Origin of the sequence: Bradyrhizobium genosp. SA-4 str. CB756 (assembly GCF_000473125.1) — a bacterium.
Taxonomy (GTDB): Bacteria; Pseudomonadota; Alphaproteobacteria; order Rhizobiales; family Xanthobacteraceae; genus Bradyrhizobium; species Bradyrhizobium arachidis.
Genome location: NZ_KI421499.1, coordinates 8,330,154 through 8,350,181 on the forward strand (window position 1 = coordinate 8,330,154; position 20,028 = coordinate 8,350,181).

A 20,028-nucleotide genomic window follows, 5' to 3' on the forward strand; every position below is an offset into this window, starting at 1 on the left:
TTGCCGATTGAAGTTTGTAAGTCGCCGCACGGGCACATCCCGACTGGCGTATCCTCGCTGCTTATTTCGAGATGGAGATTCTTTGATGTTTGGTCGCAGGTCCCGCAGCGATGCGGACGCAGAGATTGCCGCCATCGGCCGCTCGCAGGCGGTGATCGAGTTCGCGATGGACGGCACGATCCTCAACGCCAATCAGAATTTCCTGACGGCGCTCGGCTACTCCCTCGGCGAGATCAAGGGGAAGAAGCACGCCATGTTCATGCCGGCCAATCAGCGCGAGGACGCCGCGTACCAGGCGTTCTGGGCGCAACTCAATCGCGGCGAGCCGCAGGTCTCCGAATTCAAGCGGATCGCCAAGGGCGGCCGCGAGGTCTGGATCGAGGCCTCCTACAATCCGGTGCTCGACGCCGCCGGCAAGCCCGTCAAGGTCGTGAAGATCGCGACCGACATCACCGCGAAGAAGATTCGCGGCATGACCGAGGCCTCCAAGATCGCCGCCATCGGCCGTGCCCAGGCCATGATCGAGTTCAAGCTCGACGGCACCATCGTCACCGCCAACGAGAATTTCTGCAAGACGCTCGGCTACTCGCTGGCCGAGATCGAGGGCCGGCATCACAGCCTGTTCGTCGCTCCTGCCGAGCGCGACGGCGTGGCCTATCGCGATCTCTGGACCAAGCTCAACCGCGGCGACTACCAGGCCGGCGAGTTCAAGCGGATCGGCAAGGGTGGTCGCGAGGTCTGGATTCTCGCCTCCTACAATCCGTTGCTCGACGAGCGCGGCAAGCCGTACGGCGTCGTCAAATTCGCAACCGACGTCACCGCGGAGAAGCTGAAGAACGCCGATCTCGCCGGTCAGATCGCGGCGATCGACAAGGCCCAGGCCGTGATCGAATTCAACATGGACGGCACCATCATCACGGCGAACGCCAACTTCCTAGCCACGCTCGGCTACTCCTTGGCCGAGATCAAGGGCCATCACCACAGCATGTTCGTCGAGCCCACGGAGCGCGACGGCGCGGCCTATCGCGAGTTCTGGGCCGCGCTCAATCGCGGCCAGTACCAGGCGGCCGAATACAAGCGCATCGGCAAGGGCGGCAAGGAGGTCTACATTCAGGCCTCGTACAACCCGATCCTCGATCTCAACGGCAAGCCGTTCAAGGTGGTGAAATACGCCACCGACACCACGCGGCAGGTGCTGGTCCGCATGGGCAACGAGCGCGTCCGCGGCATGATGGAATCGGTTGCCGCCGGCTCGGAGGAGCTCAACGCCTCGGTGCGCGAGATCTCCGAGGCGATGACCAAGTCGCGCGAGACCGCGATGAGCGCGGTCGATCAGGTCGCCGCTGCTGACGCGCAGGCGCAGCGCCTCACCGAGGCGGCGCAGGCGATGAGCGGCATCGTCGAGATGATCAACAGCATCACCGGGCAGATCAACCTGCTCGCGCTCAACGCCACGATCGAATCCGCCCGCGCCGGCGAGGCCGGTCGCGGCTTCGCGGTGGTGGCATCCGAAGTGAAGAGCCTCGCCAACCAGGCCAAGCAGGCGACCGATAAGATCGGCCAGGAGATCGGCAGCCTCAACGGCATCTCCGGCGACGTCGTCAGCGCGCTCGGCTCGATCAAGCAGGCGATCAACAACGTCAGCGAATACGTGACGTCAACCGCCGCCGCGGTCGAGGAGCAGAGCACGGTGACGAACGAGATGTCGACCAGCATGCAGCGCGCCGCCGCGGAAGCCGCGGCGATCGCGGCAAGGGCGTAGGCAAGCACACTGTCATTCCGGGGCGCCTCGAAGAGGCGAACCCGGAATCTCGAGATTCCGGGTTCGATGCTTCGCATCGCCGCGGAAATGACGGCCGATTTCACTGCTTCGGCAGCTTGGCCTTCAACGCATAGAGCGCATCGAGCGCCTCGCGCGGGGACATCTCGTCGGGGTGCAGCGCCTTCACGGCGTCCATCAGCAGGTCGGCCTCGCTCGGCGGGGCGGCTTCTGCGGCGGCGCGGGAGGGGACGGCGAACAGTGGCAGATCGTCCACCAAGGCGCGCGCGGTCTGGCCGCGGTCCTGCGCCTCCAGCTTGGAGAGCACGGATTTTGCGCGCGTGATCACGGCGGGCGGCAGGCCGGCGAGCTTGGCGACCTGGATGCCGTAGGAGCGGTCGGCCGAGCCCGGCAGCACCTCGTGCAGGAACACGACATTGCCCTGCCATTCCTTCACGCGCACCGTCGCGTTGAACATCCGCGGCAGCTTGGCCGAGAGCGCGGTCAGCTCGTGATAATGCGTGGCGAACAATGTGCGGCAGCGGTTGCTTTCGTGCAGGTGCTCGATCGCGGCCCAGGCGATGGAGAGGCCGTCAAAGGTCGCGGTGCCGCGGCCGATCTCGTCGAGGATCACGAGTGAGCGTTCGCCCGCTTGATTGAGGATCGCCGCGGTCTCGACCATCTCCACCATGAAGGTGGAGCGGCCGCGGGCGAGATCGTCGGCAGCGCCGACGCGCGAGAACAGGCGGTCGATGATACCGATCCGCGCGCGCGTCGCCGGCACGAAGCTGCCGATCTGCGCCAGCAGCGCAATCAGCGCGTTCTGGCGCAGGAAGGTCGATTTACCCGCCATGTTGGGACCGGTGAGCAGCCAGAGCTGGCCGGATTTTTGCGCGGGCGCAGGCGACAGATCGCAGGCATTGGCAATGAATGGCTCGCCATTGCGCTTGAGCGCCTGCTCGACCACGGGATGACGGCCGGCCTCGATCGCGAAGGCGAGCGACGAATCGACCTCCGGCCGCACATAGTTCTCGTCGATCGCCAGCTTTGCGAGCGAGGTCGCAACGTCGAGCAGTGCAAAGCCTTGCGCTGCGGCGCGCAGGTCGTCGCTGATCTCGAGCGCCTTGGCGCAGAGCTTTTCGAAGATTTCGAGCTCGAGGCCGAGCGCGCGATCGCCGGCATTGGCGATCTTGGCTTCGATCTCGCCGAGCTCCGACGTGGTGAAGCGGACCTGGCCCGCCAACGTCTGGCGGTGGATGAAGGTCGCGTTCAGCGGTGCCGACATCAGCTTGTCGCCGTGCTGCGCGGTCACCTCGACGAAATAGCCGAGCACGTTGTTGTGGCGGATCTTGAGGGCCTTGACGGAGGTCGCGTCGGCGTAGCGCGCCTGCATCGAGGCGACCACGAGGCGCGAGGCATCGCGCAGGTTTCGCGCTTCGTCGAGGGCAGGTTCGTAACCTTGGCGGACGAAGCCGCCGTCGCGCTTGATCAGCGGCAATTGCTCGTCGAGAGCGCTTGCGAATTCGGCCGCGAGCTCGCGCGACGGTCGCTGCAAGGCCGCCATCACCGCCGCAATCTCCTGCGGCGGCTGGTCGAGCTCGGAAAGCCGCGTCAGCACCTGATCGGCGGCGATGATACCGTCGCGGAGGCCCGCAAGGTCGCGCGGGCCGCCACGACCGACCGAGAGGCGGGCCAGCGCGCGCGACATGTCGGGCGCGCCACGCAGGATGCTGCGGATGTCCTCGCGTGCGGCCGAGTCGGCAACGAAAGTGCTGACCGCGTCGAGCCGCCGTGCGATCGCCGGCGCATCCGTCAGCGGCGCCGCCAGACGCTGCGCCAGCAGACGCGAGCCGGCGGAGGTCACCGTGCAGTCGATGGCATCGAGCAGCGAGCCGCGGCGTTCGCCGCCGAGCGTCCGCGTCAGTTCGAGATTGGCGCGCGTCGCCGGATCGATCGCCATGGTCGCATCGGATGCTTCGCGCGCAGGCGGCGACAGCGGCGGATGCTTGCCGACCTGGGTGCGGTCGACATAGGTGACAGCGGCGGCCGCAGCCGTTGCTTCCAGCCGCGTGAGCTGCGCGAGGCCATCCATGGTCGCGACGGCAAAATAGTCGCAGAGGCGCTTCTCGGCGGTGGCGCCATCGAAGACGTCGCGGGTGAGCGGCGTCACCGCCGGCAATTCGCGCAAGGTCTGGCCGAGCTCGTTGTCGCTATAGAGCGCGTCGGTGACGATCGCCTCGTTCGGGTTGATGCGCGCCAGCGTCGCGGCGAGTTCGCCGCCCGAAACCTCGGTGACCATGAATTCGGCGGTCGAGATGTCGATCCAGGCGAGGCCGAAGCGGTCGCCGCCGGCGGATGAACGCGCGCGCGCGATCGCCAGCAGGTAATTGTTGGCACGCGCATCGAGCAGCGTGTCCTCGGTCAGCGTGCCCGGCGTGACCAGCCGCACCACGCCGCGGCGCACGACGCTCTTGTTGCCGCGCGCTTTCGCCGCCGCGGGGTCCTCGGTCTGTTCGCAGACCGCGACCCGGTGGCCGGCCGAGATCAGGCGGTGCAAATAATCCTCGGAGCGCTCGACCGGCACGCCGCACATCGGGATGTCGTTGCCCTGATGCTTGCCGCGCTTGGTCAGCACAATGCCGAGCGTCTTCGAGGCGATCTCGGCATCCTCGAAGAACAGCTCGTAGAAATCGCCCATCCGGTAGAACAGCAGCAGGCCCTGATGTGCAGCCTTGATCTCGAGGTACTGTTCCATCATCGGTGTGACGCGCGCGGCGGCTTCCGCCGGCGCTGCGGGTGCTTCGTCGGGCGGCGGTACGGGTATCGGCTGTTGCATCGTCATGGGCGGCGCAACCTACAAAATTTCGCCTCCTGCTCCTATCGGTTTGGCCGGGGAGGGGAGGTTTTCCACGTTGTCCGCACCACGGCATGCGCTGCCGGCGTGTGCGCCCCTCGAATCCCGCGTGAAACCGTCAATTGACCTGCCGCGGGCGCCCTCCTAAAACTCCGCCGACATTGAAGAATTTGGCCGGATCGCGGCATTCAGGGAGAACAACGATGCGTGATGTCTTTATCTGCGACGCCGTGCGGACCCCGATCGGCCGTTTCGGCGGCTCGCTCGCCAAGGTGCGCGCCGACGACCTCGCCGCCGCCCCGATCAAGGCGCTGATGGCCAAGCACCCCAATCTCGACTGGGCCCAGGTGGATGAAGTCTTCTTCGGCTGCGCCAACCAGGCCGGCGAGGACAACCGCAACGTCGCGCGCATGGCGCTGCTGCTGGCAGGCCTGCCGGATTCGGTTCCCGGCCAGACGCTCAACCGCCTCTGCGCTTCCGGCCTCGATGCGGTCGGTGCCGCGGGCCGCGCGATCCGTTCCGGCGAGGTCGAGCTTGCGATCGCGGGCGGCGTCGAATCCATGACCCGCGCGCCGTTCGTGATGGGCAAGGCGCAGGAAGCCTTCTCGCGCTCGGCCGAGATCTTCGACACCACGATCGGCTGGCGCTTCATCAATCCGCTCTTGAAGGCGCAGTATGGCGTCGATGCGATGCCGGAGACCGGCGAGAACGTCGCCGAGGAGTTCCAGGTCTCGCGCGCCGACCAGGACGCCTTCGCGATCCGCTCGCAGCAGCGCGCCGGCAAGGCGATCGCGGCCGGCTATTTCGCGGAAGAGATCACCCCGATCACCATTCCCGGCGGCAAGGCCGGCCCCATCACGGTCGACAAGGACGAGCATCCGCGCCCCGAGACCACGCTGGAAGGCTTGGCAAAACTGAAGCCGATCGTGCGCAATCCCGGCACGGTCACCGCCGGCAACGCGTCGGGCGTCAATGACGGCGCCGCCGCCATGATCCTCGCCTCGGAAGCCGCGGTGAAGAAGCATGGCCTGACGCCGCGCGCGCGCATCCTCGGCCTCGCTTCGGCCGGCGTGCCGCCGCGCATCATGGGCATCGGCCCGGTGCCGGCGACCCGCAAGCTGATGGAGCGGCTCGGCAAGAAGATCAGCGACTTTGACCTGATCGAGCTCAACGAAGCCTTCGCCTCGCAGGGCATTGCCTGCATGCGTCAGCTCGGCGTCGCCGACGACGCCGATTACGTCAATCCGCATGGCGGCGCCATCGCGCTCGGCCATCCGCTCGGCATGAGCGGCGCCCGCCTCGCGCTCACCGCCGTGCACGGCATGGAAAAGCGCGGCGGCAAGCTCGCGCTCGCCACCATGTGCGTCGGCGTCGGCCAGGGTGTGGCCGTCGCGATCGAGAAGCTGAATTGACGAAACGCGCAGCGTCCCGTCATCCCGGGGCGGTGTGCCACAGACTAGTCATGCCCGGGCTTGTCCCGGGCATCCACGTTCTTGGTGCCGCGAGAGGAAGGTCGTGGATGGCCGGGACGAGCCCGGCCATGACGCAAGGTGAAGGGACCGTCCCATGATCATCGAGCGCGAGCAGGACGTCACGGCCGCGGCACTGGCGGTGATGGAGCGGACGGCCGATCCGCGGCTGCGCCAGATCATGGTCTCCCTGGTCAAGCATCTGCACGCCTTCGTCCGCGACGTCCGCCTGAGCGAGCAGGAATTCCGCGATGCCACCGCGATCGTGGCCGAGCTCGGCAAGCTGACCACCGACACGCATAATGAGGTCGTGCTGATGGCCGGCTCGCTCGGTGTCTCCCCGCTGGTGTGCCTGCTCAACAACGGCGACGACGGCAACACCGAAACCGATCAGTCGCTGCTCGGGCCCTTCTGGCGGCTGAACTCGCCGCGGGTCGAGAACGGCGGATCAATCGTGCGCTCGGAGACGCCGGGCGCGCCGCTGTTCGTCAGCGGCCGTGTCGTCGACAAGGAGGGTCGTCCCGTCGCAGGCGCAGAGGTCGATGTCTGGCACGCTTCGCCGGTTGGTCTCTACGAGAACCAGGACCCCGATCAGGCCGACATGAACCTGCGCGGAAAGTTCACGACGGACCAGGGTGGGCGCTTTGCCTTCCGCTCGGTGATGATGGTCGGCTATCCCATTCCGACCAACGGCGTGGTCGGCCGCCTGCTCGAGGCGCAGGGCCGGCATCCCTATCGACCGGCGCATCTGCACGCGCTGATCTTCAAGCCCGGATTCAAGACGCTGATCTCGCAGGTCTACGATCCCGCCGATCCTCATATCGACAGTGACGTGCAGTTTGGGGTGACGCAGGCGCTGATCGGCAAGTTCGAGCGCCACGATACGCCGCATGCGACCGCATCCGACGTCGTGGCGCCCTGGTACTCGCTCGACCACACCTATCGGCTCGAGGCCGGGGAAGCCGTGTTGCCGCGGCCGCCGATCAAATAGGCGCACATAGGCCCGCTGCCGGGCGCAGGAACGCAACTAAACCCGCTTCCCCCAATTAGTTATATCCTATAATGATTGGCGGAAGCGTTGACCGGCCGGACCAAAATGGCCGGGGAGGAGTTCGCCAATGACATTCATCTATCCCACCGACAGCAACAAGGCGCATCCGCTGCCGCTGTCGCCCGAGTACAAGAGCTCGATCAAGCGCGCGCCGAACAAGCCGTTGATCCCGATGCGCCACACCCTGTCGGAGCTGACCGGTCCGGTCTATGGCCACGAGACCGTGCGCGAGGGCGACAACGACCTCACCACCCAGCATGTGGGCGAGCCGATCGGCGAGCGCATCATCGTGCACGGCCATGTCCGCGACGAGGACGGCCGCGGCGTGCCGAACTCGCTGGTCGAGATCTGGCAGGCCAATGCCTGCGGCCGCTATGTCCATGTCCGCGACCAGCACCCGGCACCGCTCGATCCGAATTTCACCGGCGCAGGCCGCACCGTGAGCGATGCCGACGGCTATTACCGCTTCGTCACCATCAAGCCCGGCGCCTATCCCTGGGGCAACCACCACAACGCCTGGCGTCCCGCGCATATCCATCTGTCCGTGTTCGGCCATTCCTTCGTCACGCGCCTCGTGACCCAGATGTATTTTCCTGCTGACCCGCTGTTCCCGTTCGACCCGATCTTCAATTCGGTGCCGGACGAGAAGGCGCGGGCGCGGATGGTGTCGTCGTTCGACCTCGAGAACACCCAGCCCGAATGGGCGCTGTGCTACCGCTTTGACATCGTGCTGCGCGGCAAGAACGCCACTCCCATGGAGAACCACTAAAGTGCAGGATTCTGTGAAGCCCAACGGGATCACCCCATCGCAGACCGTCGGTCCGTTCTTCAAATACGGCCTGACGCCGAACGGCGAGTACGCCTGGAACGACGCGTTCACCAACTCGACGCTGACGCCCGACGTCTCCGGCGACCGCATCCGCATCGAGGGCCGGGTGTTCGACGGCGACGGCGTCGTCGTGCCCGACGTCATGCTGGAGATTTGGCAGGCGGATGCGCAGGGCCGCTTTGCCGACCCGCAGGACAAGCGCGCGCTGCCGAACGCCAGCTTCCGCGGCTTTGCCCGCTGCGGCACCGACAAGGACGGCAATTATTCCTTCGACACCATCAAGCCCGGCGTTGTGCCCGACCCCGACGGCAAGCCGCAGGCGCCGCACATCGTGCTTGCGGTGTTCGGACGCGGCATGCTGCGGCATCTCTACACCCGGATCTATTTCAGCGACGAGGCCGGCAATGCCGCCGACCCCGTGCTGGCGCTGGTGCCGGCCGATCGCCGCGCCACGCTGACCGCGGTGCGCGAGGCCGGCAAGCCGCTCTACCGGCTCGACCTGCACCTTCAGGGCGACAACGAGACGGTGTTCTTCGACGTCTAAGGCAATGCGGAGCGGCGATTCCCGGTCGCCGCTACGCGCTTCTCATTCAGCGCAATCGCAGCCAGTGCCGCGCGTTTGAGCATCAGTTCATTGACGCAAACCGATTGACCGACATCCCATTCCCGTAGTTATGCGGAGCTTTTCTTCGGCAACCTCTCCGCGAGGAAAGCCCGTATTTACCGTAGCGGTCTAGGGTCAGTGCAGATTTGATTCGCGCCCGGATTGCCTCATGAAAATTCGCCTGTCGTTGTCGTCCGCGATTATTGCGTTCGGGATCGTGCTTGCCATCGGCTTCACTGCGGTCGTCTCCACCAGCCTCTATGCGCTGCGCGAGCTCAAGGTCGGCGGTCCGCTCTATTCCGACATCAAGCTCGGCAATGACCTCATCGCCGACATCCTGCCGCCGCCGGAATATGTCATCGAGGCCTATCTCGAAGCCACCCTCGCCATGCGCGAGCCGGATCAACTGGCGGCCCATGGCGAGCGCCTGGTCCAGCTCCGCAAGGATTACGACGAGCGCAAGGCTTACTGGGTCGCCTCCAGCCTCTCGGCCGACCTGAAGACGGCTCTGGTATCGAAATCCGATGCCGAGGTGCAGAAATTCTGGAAGGCATCCGACCAACTGCTGCCGGCCCTCAAGGCCAAGGACACGGCTGCCGCCGAGCGCGCCTATGCGCAGCTCAAGGATGCCTACACCGAGCATCGCGCCGTCATCGACAGCATCGTCGAGAACGCCAACAAGCAGAACGCCGCCATGGAGAAGCTGGCCGCGGACCGCGACAGCTCGATGCTTTACATCCTTCTCGGCGTCTCCGCCGCCGTTCTCGCCTTCATTGCCGCGGGTCTGCTCGGCGTTGCCCTCGGCGTGGTGCGACCGATCGTGCGCATGACCGGGGCGATGCAGAAGCTCGCAACCGGCGATCTCGCCGCCGATATTCCTTTCGCGCACCGTCAGGACGAGGTCGGCTCGATGGCCGGAGCCCTGCAGGTGTTCAAGCAGGGGGCAATCGAGAATTCTCGCCTGCGCGAGGAGCAACTGCGCCAGGAGCAGGAGGCCGCGCTCGCCAAGCGCGGCGCCCTGCACCAGATGGCCGAGACCGTGGAGCGCGAGACCGGCCGCTCGGTCGACACCGCGAGCGCGGCGAGCCAGGGCGTCGAGCGGGCCGCCTCCAGCCTGGCCGAGATCGCGAGGTCGCTGTCGGCGGAATCGCAGGCGGTGGCCGCGGCCTCCACCCAGGCGCTGGGCAGCTCGCAGACCGTTTCGGCCGCAGCCGAACAGCTGAGCGCCTCGATCCGGGAGATCGCGACCCAGGTGGCGCGGACCTCGACCGTCACCAAATCGGCGGTCGCCGGCCGCGAGCAGGCGCGTTCGACCATCCAGGCGCTGGCGGGCGCGGTGAAGAAGATCGCCGAAGTCTCGGATCTCATTGGCGGCATCGCCGGCCAGACCAATCTCCTGGCGCTCAACGCCACGATCGAGGCCGCGCGCGCCGGCGAGGCCGGTCGCGGCTTCGCGGTGGTCGCCGCCGAGGTGAAGTCGCTGTCGGACCAGACCGCCAAATCCACCGAGGAGATCACGCGGCTGATCGCCGAGATCCAGGCTTCGACCCAGGCCGCCGTCGATGCCGTCGAGAGCATGGGAGGCCACATCGTCGAGATCGACGGCGTCGCCACCTCGGTTGCCGCCGCGATGGAAGAGCAGGACGCCGCGACGCGGGAGATCGCCCGGTCGATTTCCGAATCGGCGTCCGCCGCCAAGGAGGTCTCTGCCAAGATCGACAATGTCAGCCGCGACGCCGCCTCCGTGGATGAACGCGCCGCGGAGGTCAGGAAGGCGATCGCCGGCATGGCGGCCAATCTCGAACAGCTGCGGTCGGTCGTGGTCCGGACCGTGCGGGACTCGACCGCCGCGGCCTGAAGCCCGGCATCAGCTCTGCCGCTGGTGCCCGGAATTGCGATCGTGCAGTATTGCGCGGGACAGGGGCATCGTGGTCATGACACTTCCACAACTGCCGGCGGTCGTTGAGCCCGCCCAACTGACCGCGGCGCTGCGCAAGGGGCGCGTGTTGGATGCTGGCGCTGTCCGAGAGGTGAAGGTGTTGCACCAGCGCGACACCGTCTTGTCGCACATCATCCGCCTCGGCCTGCGCTATGTCGGAGAATCCGGCGGCGCGCCGCAATCGCTGATCCTGAAGACCGCGCATGCCGCCTTCGCAAAATCGCTCGCAGATGCCGGCCGCCACGAGGTGGCTTTCTACACGCAACTTGCGCCGAGCATGCCGCGGGGGCTCGCGCCGCGCTGCTTCGACGGGAGCTTCGACGAGGAGAGCCGGGCCTGGCATCTCCTGCTCGAGGATCTCACCGACAGCCATGTGATCGCGACCCAGTGGCCTCTGCCGCCGTCGCGCGAGCAGGCGATGGCCATCGTCACGACGCTGGCGCGCTGGCATGCGGCATGGTGGGACCATCCCGGTCTTGGTGACACCGTCGGCAGCTGGGCGAGCGCCGAGGACCGCGCGCAGCACATGGAGACCTTTGCTGGCCATTACGACCGTTTTGCCGATCTGCTCGGCGACCGCCTCAGCGAAGAGCGCCGCACCCTCTATCGCCGTCTGATCGAGCATTCGGCCCGGCTGTCCCAGCGCTATCAGTCACGGCGTCACATCAGCATCGCCCATGGCGATGCCCATATCTGGAATTTCCTGCTGCCGCGTCCCGGCGTCGCAGACACCGTGCGCATCTTCGATTTCGACCAGTGGCGCATCAACGTGCCGACGACCGATCTCGCCTACATGATGGCGACCCAATGGTATCCGCAGCAACGGCAGGCGCTCGAGCGGCCGCTGCTCAATCATTATCACGAGACGCTGATGGCCAATGGTGTCACCGGCTACACGCGCGGCGCGCTCGATCAGGACTATCGCCTGTCGGTGCTCTGGCAGATCACCAAGCCGGTCTGGCAATGGAGCATCAACATTCCTCCGCTGATCTGGTGGAACAACCTTGAGCGGGTGATGATGGCGGTCGAGGATTTGGGGTGTGAGGAGTTGTTGTAGCCGGCGCTGCTTCAACATTCTCGCTGTCGTCCCCGCGAACGCGGGGACCCATAACCACAGGAAGCAGTTGCGGCGCGAGCCGGCAACTCCGAGTCTTCGCCAAACCACTCCCTGTGGTTATGGGTCCCGGATCGGCGCTGCGCTTGTCCGGGACGACGGGGGAGTATGAGGCAACGCCGCGATAACGCGTCTACTCCATCACCGCATGTTCTGGCCCCGCGGCCTGCTTGCGCAGCGTGGCCTTGGTCGAGCCGATCAGCAGGGCGAGCGGGATGGTGAAGAGGATGAAGAACATCACCAGCTGGTAGTCGTGCGCGAAGGCGATGATTTGCGCCTGCACGCTGACCATCCTGTCGGCCATCGCGCGGCCGGCATCGGTCGACAGATTGATCATGCCGCGCACGTCGGGCATCTGCAGCGCGTGGTTGAACGGGTTGATGTGCTCGGAGAGGATCGCATAGGTTCGCCGCGTTCCCTGCGTCAGCTCGGCGATGACGACGGAAATGCCGACCGAGCTCGCGACGTTACGCATCAGCGTCAGCATCGCGGTGCCGTCGGTGCGCAAATTGTTCGGCAGCGTCAGGAACGCCACCGTCGAAAGCGGCACGAACACGAGGCCGAACCCGAAGCCCTGGATCACGCTGACGGTCACGATCTCCGGCACCTGGGTCAGGTCGGTCCAGCCCGTCATCTGGAACAGCGAGCCCGCGGTCAGCGTGAGGCCGGTGATGATCAGCGTGCGCGCCTCGAAATAGCGCATCATGCGGCCGACCAGCATCATGGCGAAGAAGGTGCCGAAGCCGCGGCTTGCCAGCAGCAGGCCGGCAGTGATGATGGGATAGCCGATCACGTTCTGCATGTAGGGCGAGGCCAGCGCCATGGTCGAGAACAGCACGAGGCCCATCACGACCATGAACATGCAGCCGGTGACGAAATTGCGATCCCGGAATAGCGCGAAGCGGATGAACGGCGTCGAGGTCGTGAAGGAGTGCGCGAGGAAGAAATAGAAGGCAACGGCCGAGACGATGAATTCCGCGATGATCTCGTTCGATTCGAGCCAGCCCAGTTGCTCGCCGCGGTCGAGCGCGAGCTGGAGGGCGCCGATCGCGATCGCCAGCGCGGCAAAGCCGAGCCAGTCGAATCTGAGGGTGAGGTCCTTCTTGGTCTCGTCCATGAAGACGATGAGCCCGATCACGGTGATCGCGCCGAACGGCAGATTGACGAAGAACACCCAGTGCCAGGAATAGGTCTCGGTCAGCCAGGCGCCGAGCGAGGGGCCCATGATCGGGCCCATCATCACACCCATGCCCCAGATCGACATCGCCTTGGCGCGTTCCTGGAGCGTGTAATAGTCGAGCATCACCGACTGCGACAGCGGCACCAGCGCGGCGCCGAACACGCCTTGCAACAGGCGGAACAGCACCATCTGGTTGATGTCCTGCGCGAGGCCGCACAGCACGGAGGCCATGGTGAAGCCGGCCGAGCAGATGATGAAGATGCGCTTGCGGCCGAAGCGGTTGGCGATCCAGCCCACCGGCGCCGTCATGATCGCCGCGGCGACGATGTAGGAGGTCAGCACCCAGTTGATCTGGTCCTGCGAGGCCGACAGCGTGCCCTGCATGTAGGGCAGGGCGACGTTGGCGATGGTGGTGTCCAGCGCCTGCATGATGGTCGCGGTCATGGCGCAGATCGTCACCATGTTCCGGCGCAGGCCGGGGACCATCAGGCTGGCATTGGGGCCGGACATCGGATCAGTCCTTGTCGTGGTCTTTGTCTTGGCTTGCGGTCGCCGGCAGGCCGAACAGTCCGGCGAGCGAGCGCTTGTGGCCGGTGTCGATGGTGGCATAGACGCTCATGCCGGCCTTCAGCTTCCTCACATATTTGTCGGTCTCGTCGAAATAGATGCGGATCGGCACGCGCTGCACCACCTTGACGAAGTTGCCGGTGGCGTTCTGCGGCGGCAGGATCGCGAATTGCGCGCCGGTGCCGGGCGAGAGCGAGCCGATCTTGCCCTTGAAGACGTGGTTCGGGAACGCGTCGACCTCGAGGGTCACGGGCTGTCCCTCGGTGACATAGGTGAGGTCGCTCTCCTTCGGATTGGCGTCGACCCAGGGATGGGCGACGTCGATGATGGAGAACACCGCCGTGCCGGCGCTGACGTAGCGGCCGAGCTGGATCTGCTCGACCTGCGTCGCCACGCCACTCATCGACGCGCGCACAACGGCGTGGTCGAGATTGCGCTCGGCATTGTCGAGCTTGGCCTTGGCCTGCGCGTAGGGCGGGAATTTCTCCAGCGGCAGGTCGGTGTCGCCGAGCAATTGCGTCTTGGCGGTCGAGATCTGTTGCTTGACATATTGCGCGATCGAGCCCGACGTGACCAGTGCGTTCGCGGCGTTGTCGAGGTCGAGCTGCGAGCCGTAACTGTTCTTCACCAGCGCCTGCTTGCGTTCGACATCGCGCTGCTTGAGGTCGACGCCCTGCTGGGCGAGGTTGAGCATGTCGCCGTAGATCTTGATGTTGGCGCGGAGGTTGTCGTAGGTGCTCTGCGCCTGCATCAGCTGCGCCTTGGCCTCGTCCACCGCGAGGCGGAACGGCACGGGGTCGATCTCGAACAGCACGTCGCCTTGGTGGACGAGCTGGCCTTCTTTGACCACGACCTTCTCGATCTTGCCGGAGATGTCGGGCGTCACCAGCACCTTCTGCGCGCCGACATAGGCATCGTCGGTGCCGACATAGCGGCCGCCATTGAGATAGAAGGTGAGGCCGCCGACGGCGACCACGATCGGCAGCACGACCATCAGCAGGAAGCGGCGATAGCGCCGCAGGCCCGCCACGAACCGGCGGCGCGGATCGGTGCCGGCCTTCTTGGTCGGCTTGCCGCTGTCGATCTTCTGCTCGGGCTGGAACTTGAGGACTTGATCAGCCATAGCGCTGCTCCTTACGCGCTTGTTCCGCTCCGCTATTCTGGATCGCGTTACGCACGTTTTCCTTGATTGTTTCGAGTTGGGTGAGGAGGCGGTGGGCGTCCGCCGGGTTGATGCCGTCCAGCGCATTGGCCGTGAGCTCGGACTTCAGCCCGCTCATCCGGCCGAGCAATTGCCGCCCGGCTTTCTTCAGATAGAGCCGCTTGACGCGGCGGTCCGAGGCATCGCTGCGGCGCTCGATCCAGTCGTTGTCGCACAGCTTGTCGATCAGCCGGGTCAGCGTGATCGGCTGCATCTCCAGCAACTCGGCGAGTTCCGACTGTTTCATGCCCTCGCTGCGCTCGACCTTGGCCAGCACGGCCCATTGCGCGCGGGTGATGCCGAAGCGCGAGGCCTCCTTGTCGGCGTAGACACGCAAGAGGCGGTAGAGCTCGCCGAGCGTGAACAGGAAGTTCTGGTCGACAGACCCGCGGGTCATAAGCTTGGTCTCCAATAAGCTTGGCATATAATAAGCAAGCTTATGATTATTTCATGGCGGATTGCCGGGATGCTGTCCCGCGGGGGGAGCATGGCTGGCAGCCGCGTTCGGTGTCGCGCTTTGGGTTCCCTCACCGAAATGCTAGAACGCTGCCGGCATGACCCTCGCAAAGCCGGCCTTTCCTGCGCCCGACCACGATCACGGCCGCTGCACTGCGGACGCGCTGGCGCATGCCGAGGCGGTCTGCGAGCAGCGCGCGCAGAAATTCACGCCGATCCGCCGTCAGGTGCTGGGCGCCTTGCTCTCCAGCCATCGCCCGCTCGGCGCCTATGAGGTGATCGACGAACTCGCCAAGTCGATGGCGCGGCCGGCGCCGATCACGGTCTACCGTGCGCTCGATTTCCTGATGGCCAACGGCCTCGTGCACCGCATCGAAAGCCGCAATGCCTATCTCGCCTGCGCCGCCCACGACCACGATTCGACCTCTGCGGTGGCGTTCCTGATCTGCGAGCGCTGCGGCCTCGTCGGCGAGATACCCTCGGCATCCTTCGCCGGGAATCTCAACGCCGCGGCGCGCAGCTCAGGTTTCGCCCCCAAATTGTCCGTGGTGGAGATCACGGGCGTCTGCACCCATTGTCAGAAAGCTGCATAAAGCAACAACGGCGCAAAGCCGGATCACAGGAAACATGCCCACACCTCAAGCCATCCCGTCCGCCGGTCGTCCCCTCAGTGCCGGCGCCATCGCCCTGATGCTCATGCTGTGCCTGACCTGGGGTTTCAACCAGATCGCGGTGAAGCTGGTGCTGCCGGATATCCCGCCGATGCTCCAGGCGATGATCCGCTCGATGGGCGCGCTGCCGGTGCTGTTCATCATCGGCACCTTGCGCGGCGTGAAATTCTTCGAACGGGACGGCACCTGGAAGCCCGGCCTGATCGCAGGACTGATGTTCGGCATCGAGTTCGTGCTGATCTTCCAGGGCCTGCGCCTCACCTCCGCCTCCCGCGCGGTGGTGTTCCTCTACACCGCGCCGTTCTTCGTGGCGCTCGGCTCGTATCAGGTGCTCGGCGAGCGGCTCGGCGCCTCGCAATGGCTCGGCCTTGCCATCAGCTTTGCCGGTGTCGCGCTCGCGATCGGCGTGCCGCAGCCCAATGTCGACGCGCATGTCCTGCTCGGCGATCTCCTGATCGTCGGCGGCGCCGCGCTATGGGCCGCGACCACGCTGGTGGCCAAGGGCACCCGGCTGCGCTTCGCAGCTCCCGAGAAGGCGCTCGGCTATCAGGTCGCAACCTCGATCCCGATCCTCGGGCTGGCGGCGTATCTGTTCGGGGAGACCATCACTCATACGCCGTCGCCGCTGTCGCTCGGCCTGATGGCCTTCCAGGCGATCTGGGTGGTCGGAACCACGTTCACGCTTTGGTTCGCACTGGTGAAGGCCTATTCAGCCAGCAAATTGTCGGCTTTTACCTTCATCACCCCTTTGTTTGGCGTGGTGGGTAGCTATTTCATCATGCACGACACTCTGAGCCTTGCTTTCGGGGCGGCCGCCGTCCTTGTAATTGCTGGGCTTTTTCTGGTTAACCGTCCGAGCCGAGAGGCTGCGGCGCCGCGCGATGCATTGCTGAATGCCACCAAAACCTGATATTTGGACCCCATGAACAAGCTCGAAAACTCCATCGATTCCGACCTCGCGGGCCCGGCGCCCCGGCACCAGACCACCCAGGTGAAGGTCGGCGACGTCACTGTGGGCGGCGGTGCACCGATCGTCGTGCAGTCGATGACCAACACCGACACCGCCGACATCGACGGCACCATCGCCCAGGTCGCAGCGCTGGCGCGCGCCGGCTCCGAAATGGTCCGCATCACCGTGGACCGTGAGGAGGCCGCAGCCGCCGTTCCGCACATTCGCGACGGCCTCGCCAAGCGCGGCATCACCACGCCGCTGATCGGTGACTTCCACTATATCGGCCACAAGCTGCTCGCCGAGCATCCGGCCTGCGCCGAGGCGCTCGCCAAATATCGCATCAATCCCGGCAATGTCGGCTTCAAGGACAAGCGCGACACCCAGTTCGCGGACATCATCGAGATCGCCAACAAGAACAACAAGCCGGTGCGCATCGGCGCCAATTGGGGCTCGCTCGACCAGGAGCTCCTGACCAAGCTGATGGACGAGAACGCCGCGTCGCCGTCACCGCGCGACGTGCGTGCGGTGACGCGTGAAGCGATGGTGCAGTCGGCGCTGCTCTCGGCCGCGCGGGCCCAGGAACTCGGCATGCCGAAGGACCGCATCATCCTCTCGGCCAAGGTTTCGGCCGTGCAGGATCTGATCGCGGTTTACCAGGACCTCGCGTCGCGCTCGGATTACGCCATTCATCTCGGCCTGACCGAGGCCGGCATGGGCTCGAAGGGCATCGTCGCTTCGTCGGCCGCGCTCGGCATCCTCTTGCAGCAGGGCATCGGCGACACCATCCGCATCTCTCTGACGCCGGAGCCCGGCGGCGACCGCACCCGCGAGGTGCAGGTCGGCCAGGAGCTCCTGCAGACCATGGGCTTCCGCACCTTCGTGCCGCTGGTCGCGGCGTGCCCCGGCTGCGGCCGCACCACCTCGACCACGTTCCAGGAGCTGGCGCGCTCGATCCAGGATTTCATCCGCGACGAGATGCCGACCTGGAAAACGAAATATCCTGGTGTCGAGGAGCTCAACGTCGCGGTGATGGGCTGCATCGTCAACGGCCCCGGCGAGTCCAAGCACGCCAATATCGGCATCTCGCTGCCCGGTACCGGCGAAGCGCCGGCCGCGCCCGTGTTCGTCGACGGCAAGAAGTTCCGCACGCTGCGCGGCCCCGGCATCGCCGCAGACTTCAAGGCGCTGGTGATCGACTACATCGACCAGCGCTATGGCCAGGGAGCCAAGGTGCCCGTGACCGCGGCGGAGTGATTTCACTCCGCTAGCGCCTTACACTCCGCGGTCGTCCCTGCGAAAGCAGGGACCCATAACCACAAGGCGTTGTGGTTGCGGCAGGCTGCCACTCCGAGTCTTCGCCAAACCTGATCCTGTGGTTATGGGTCCCGGGCTCGCGCTACGCGCGCCCCGGGACGACAGCTGTGGTTGCAGCGGAGATTGCGTATCTGTCTCCGCACGCTACGATGGCCCCCAATCAACAATGATCGGGAGACACGCCATGAGCTCACTCGCCGGCAAGCAAGGTCCGCGCTATCGCCATACCGCGGACGACGGCGCTCCTTACGAGACCATCGCGGTCGAGAAGCTCACGCCCATCATCGGCGCGGAAATCTCCGGCGTCGATATCGGCCAGCTCGTCGAGGGCGACGCGCGCTCCAACCGGCAGATGGACGAGATCCATCGTGCGCTCGCCGAAAACCTCGTGATCTTCTTTCGCGACCAGCAAATCACGCCAAAGCAGCATCTCGCCTTCGGCCGCAAGTTCGGCGAACTGCATTTCCATCCCGCAGCTCCCCACGAGGACGAAGACCCGGCGCTGATGAAGATCTATGCCGACAAGAACTCGCCGCGCGCTAATGGCGAGGGCTGGCATTCGGACGTGTCCTGCGATCTCGAGCCGCCGATGGGCTCGATCCTCTACATCAAGCAGTGTCCGCCGCGCGGTGGCGACACGCTGTTCGCCAACATGTACGCCGCCTATGAGGCGCTGTCGGATCGCATGAAGGCTTATCTCGACGGCCTGACCGCGCTGCATGACGGCGAGCCGATCTATCGCGGGCTCTACGCGAACTATGGCGTCGCCGACCGTCCGTCATATCCGAACGCGGAGCACCCCGTGGTGCGCACGCATCCGGTCACGGGCAGAAAGGCACTCTACGTCAACCGCGGCTTCACCCGCCACATCAACGGCATCCCGCGCGACGAGAGCGACGCCATGCTCGCCTATCTCTACCAGCACGCCGAGAACCCGCTGTTCCAGTGCCGCTTCCGCTGGACCGAGAACGCCATCGCGTTCTGGGACAACCGCTGCACCCAGCACCGCGCCATGTGGGACTACTGGCCGCATACGCGCTCGGGCACGCGGGTGACGGTGAAGGGGGAAAGGCCGGTGTGAAGGGGCTGCGATGTGGGCAGCCCAGCATGAACAAAGAAAGCACCGGGCAACGCCGAGGCTTTTGAAGTCCTTTGGTCCGCAGGCCGTCAGTACTTCGCGACGATCGCACCGCCACTAAAGCGATAGTTGACACCCAGGCGTACCACGTCTTCACGGAAATTATTCGAGATCGACCAGGCCGCACCTGCGCCTGCTCCGGCAGCGGGAGCAGGAGGCGTCGGAGTGATTCCGGACGAGCTTCCGAAATCCATGTGCAAATATTCGACTTTGGCGGACCAATTGTTGTTGAACGCGTACTCCCAGCCGGCGCCCACGACCCACCCGAGCTTGGTGTCAGACGCGCTAGCTTGATACCGGAAGCCTACGAATCCCGGAAAATCGAGTGCCTTGAGCCAATTGAATTCGGCAAAGGCCGCGCCGCCGGTCACGTACAACAAACTGCGCTCGGCGACCACGACGCCGGCCCGCGCTCGCGCCGTTGCAAACCAATTGGAATGGAAACGCTCTTCCCAGGTGTAGGGAGAGATGGGCGCCGCGTTTGCAAAGGGGCCTCGAATTTGTTGTGCGCCAAGATCGCTGTAGTTGATATCGCCTTCGGCGCCGATGACGAAGATGCCCTTTTGGTAGTTACAACCAATTCCGAGACCTGCGGTGACGCCATCCGGCGTAACTTTTGCGGCGGATGCCGACGTCAATATCGCGGCGGTGCCAACCGGCGTCAGGCCCGCAAAGATGGCGTTGGGGGTGCCATCCGACCTGACCTCGGCGCGCGAGTAGCCTGCGTTGCCGCCGACATAGCAGCCGCTCCAGGAGAAAACCGGGACTGGTGCGGGGCGAGCCTTCACCGCCATGTCGGCCGCGGAAACGACGCCGGGCATCAACACGGAAACAGAAATAGCCGCGATCCTCAGCGCGCTCTTCACCATCTCTTTGGCCCCCAGCCAAATCAGATTTCAATATGCCGACAAGTTACGGCGTCCGCCGCGC

The 20,028-nt window shown here is 65.3% G+C and carries 16 protein-coding genes; 11 read left to right on the forward strand and 5 right to left on the reverse strand.

What is annotated here, in order from left to right; all coding sequences use genetic code 11:
• The first annotated feature begins 85 nt into the window (after positions 1–85).
• Positions 86–1,762: a methyl-accepting chemotaxis protein gene (locus BRAGE_RS0140290; protein WP_027563282.1), complete on the forward strand. Its 1,677-nt coding sequence runs from the start codon at positions 86–88 to the stop codon at positions 1,760–1,762.
• Positions 1,763–1,862: 100 nt separating this feature from the next.
• Here the strand turns inward: BRAGE_RS0140290 and mutS are convergent, their stop codons facing one another.
• Positions 1,863–4,601 carry a DNA mismatch repair protein MutS gene (gene mutS, locus BRAGE_RS0140295; RefSeq protein WP_027563281.1) on the reverse strand — a complete coding sequence of 913 codons (2,739 nt, stop codon included), beginning with the start codon at positions 4,599–4,601 and terminating at the stop codon, positions 1,863–1,865.
• A 215-nt stretch (positions 4,602–4,816) separates the two neighbouring features.
• Here mutS and pcaF point away from each other — a divergent pair, with 215 nt between their 5' ends.
• The 6 genes from pcaF (at position 4,817) to BRAGE_RS0140325 (ending at position 11,562) form a co-directional block, all read left to right on the forward strand.
• Complete coding sequence (gene pcaF, locus BRAGE_RS0140300; RefSeq protein ID WP_027563280.1) at positions 4,817–6,025, forward strand: 3-oxoadipyl-CoA thiolase; 1,209 nt, start codon at positions 4,817–4,819, stop codon at positions 6,023–6,025.
• A 154-nt stretch (positions 6,026–6,179) separates the two neighbouring features.
• A complete protein-coding gene (locus BRAGE_RS0140305; RefSeq protein WP_027563279.1) occupies positions 6,180–7,073 on the forward strand; it encodes a dioxygenase in 894 nt (297 codons plus the stop codon).
• A 127-nt stretch (positions 7,074–7,200) separates the two neighbouring features.
• Positions 7,201–7,902: a protocatechuate 3,4-dioxygenase subunit beta gene (pcaH, locus tag BRAGE_RS0140310; RefSeq protein WP_027563278.1), complete on the forward strand. Its 702-nt coding sequence runs from the start codon at positions 7,201–7,203 to the stop codon at positions 7,900–7,902.
• Position 7,903: 1 nt separating this feature from the next.
• On the forward strand, positions 7,904–8,506 hold the full coding sequence (pcaG, locus tag BRAGE_RS0140315) for a protocatechuate 3,4-dioxygenase subunit alpha (protein ID WP_027563277.1): 603 nt from the start codon (positions 7,904–7,906) through the stop codon (positions 8,504–8,506).
• Between the two features lie 229 nt (positions 8,507–8,735).
• Positions 8,736–10,424: a methyl-accepting chemotaxis protein gene (locus tag BRAGE_RS0140320; protein WP_027563276.1), complete on the forward strand. Its 1,689-nt coding sequence runs from the start codon at positions 8,736–8,738 to the stop codon at positions 10,422–10,424.
• 49 nt (positions 10,425–10,473) lie between these two features.
• A complete protein-coding gene (locus BRAGE_RS0140325) occupies positions 10,474–11,562 on the forward strand; it encodes a phosphotransferase (RefSeq protein WP_027563275.1) in 1,089 nt (362 codons plus the stop codon).
• A 190-nt stretch (positions 11,563–11,752) separates the two neighbouring features.
• Here BRAGE_RS0140325 and BRAGE_RS0140330 read toward each other — a convergent pair whose 3' ends face one another.
• From BRAGE_RS0140330 to BRAGE_RS0140340, 3 genes are read right to left on the reverse strand one after another with little or no spacing between them, the layout of a single operon-like run.
• Positions 11,753–13,309: an MDR family MFS transporter gene (locus tag BRAGE_RS0140330; protein WP_027563274.1), complete on the reverse strand. Its 1,557-nt coding sequence runs from the start codon at positions 13,307–13,309 to the stop codon at positions 11,753–11,755.
• A gap of 4 nt (positions 13,310–13,313) precedes the next feature.
• Positions 13,314–14,489 (reverse strand): HlyD family secretion protein, encoded by a 1,176-nt coding sequence (locus BRAGE_RS0140335; protein ID WP_027563273.1) that lies wholly within the window; start codon positions 14,487–14,489, stop codon positions 13,314–13,316.
• Complete coding sequence (locus tag BRAGE_RS0140340; protein WP_027563272.1) at positions 14,482–14,964, reverse strand: MarR family winged helix-turn-helix transcriptional regulator; 483 nt, start codon at positions 14,962–14,964, stop codon at positions 14,482–14,484. The genes BRAGE_RS0140335 and BRAGE_RS0140340 overlap by 8 nt, the downstream gene beginning before the upstream one ends.
• A 157-nt stretch (positions 14,965–15,121) precedes the next feature.
• Between BRAGE_RS0140340 and BRAGE_RS0140345 the strand changes: the two genes are divergently transcribed.
• From BRAGE_RS0140345 to BRAGE_RS0140360, 4 genes are all read left to right on the forward strand, one after another.
• Complete coding sequence (locus BRAGE_RS0140345; RefSeq protein ID WP_027563271.1) at positions 15,122–15,616, forward strand: Fur family transcriptional regulator; 495 nt, start codon at positions 15,122–15,124, stop codon at positions 15,614–15,616.
• 34 nt (positions 15,617–15,650) lie between these two features.
• Complete coding sequence (locus BRAGE_RS0140350; protein WP_027563270.1) at positions 15,651–16,604, forward strand: DMT family transporter; 954 nt, start codon at positions 15,651–15,653, stop codon at positions 16,602–16,604.
• 12 nt (positions 16,605–16,616) lie between these two features.
• Positions 16,617–17,900, forward strand: coding sequence for a flavodoxin-dependent (E)-4-hydroxy-3-methylbut-2-enyl-diphosphate synthase (gene ispG, locus BRAGE_RS0140355; protein WP_027563269.1), 1,284 nt, complete (start codon positions 16,617–16,619; stop codon positions 17,898–17,900).
• A gap of 244 nt (positions 17,901–18,144) precedes the next feature.
• Positions 18,145–19,041 carry a TauD/TfdA dioxygenase family protein gene (locus BRAGE_RS0140360; protein ID WP_027563268.1) on the forward strand — a complete coding sequence of 299 codons (897 nt, stop codon included), beginning with the start codon at positions 18,145–18,147 and terminating at the stop codon, positions 19,039–19,041.
• Positions 19,042–19,127: 86 nt separating this feature from the next.
• Here the strand turns inward: BRAGE_RS0140360 and BRAGE_RS0140365 are convergent, their stop codons facing one another.
• On the reverse strand, positions 19,128–19,967 hold the full coding sequence (locus tag BRAGE_RS0140365) for an outer membrane protein (RefSeq protein WP_027563267.1): 840 nt from the start codon (positions 19,965–19,967) through the stop codon (positions 19,128–19,130).
• Positions 19,968–20,028: the final 61 nt, after the last annotated feature.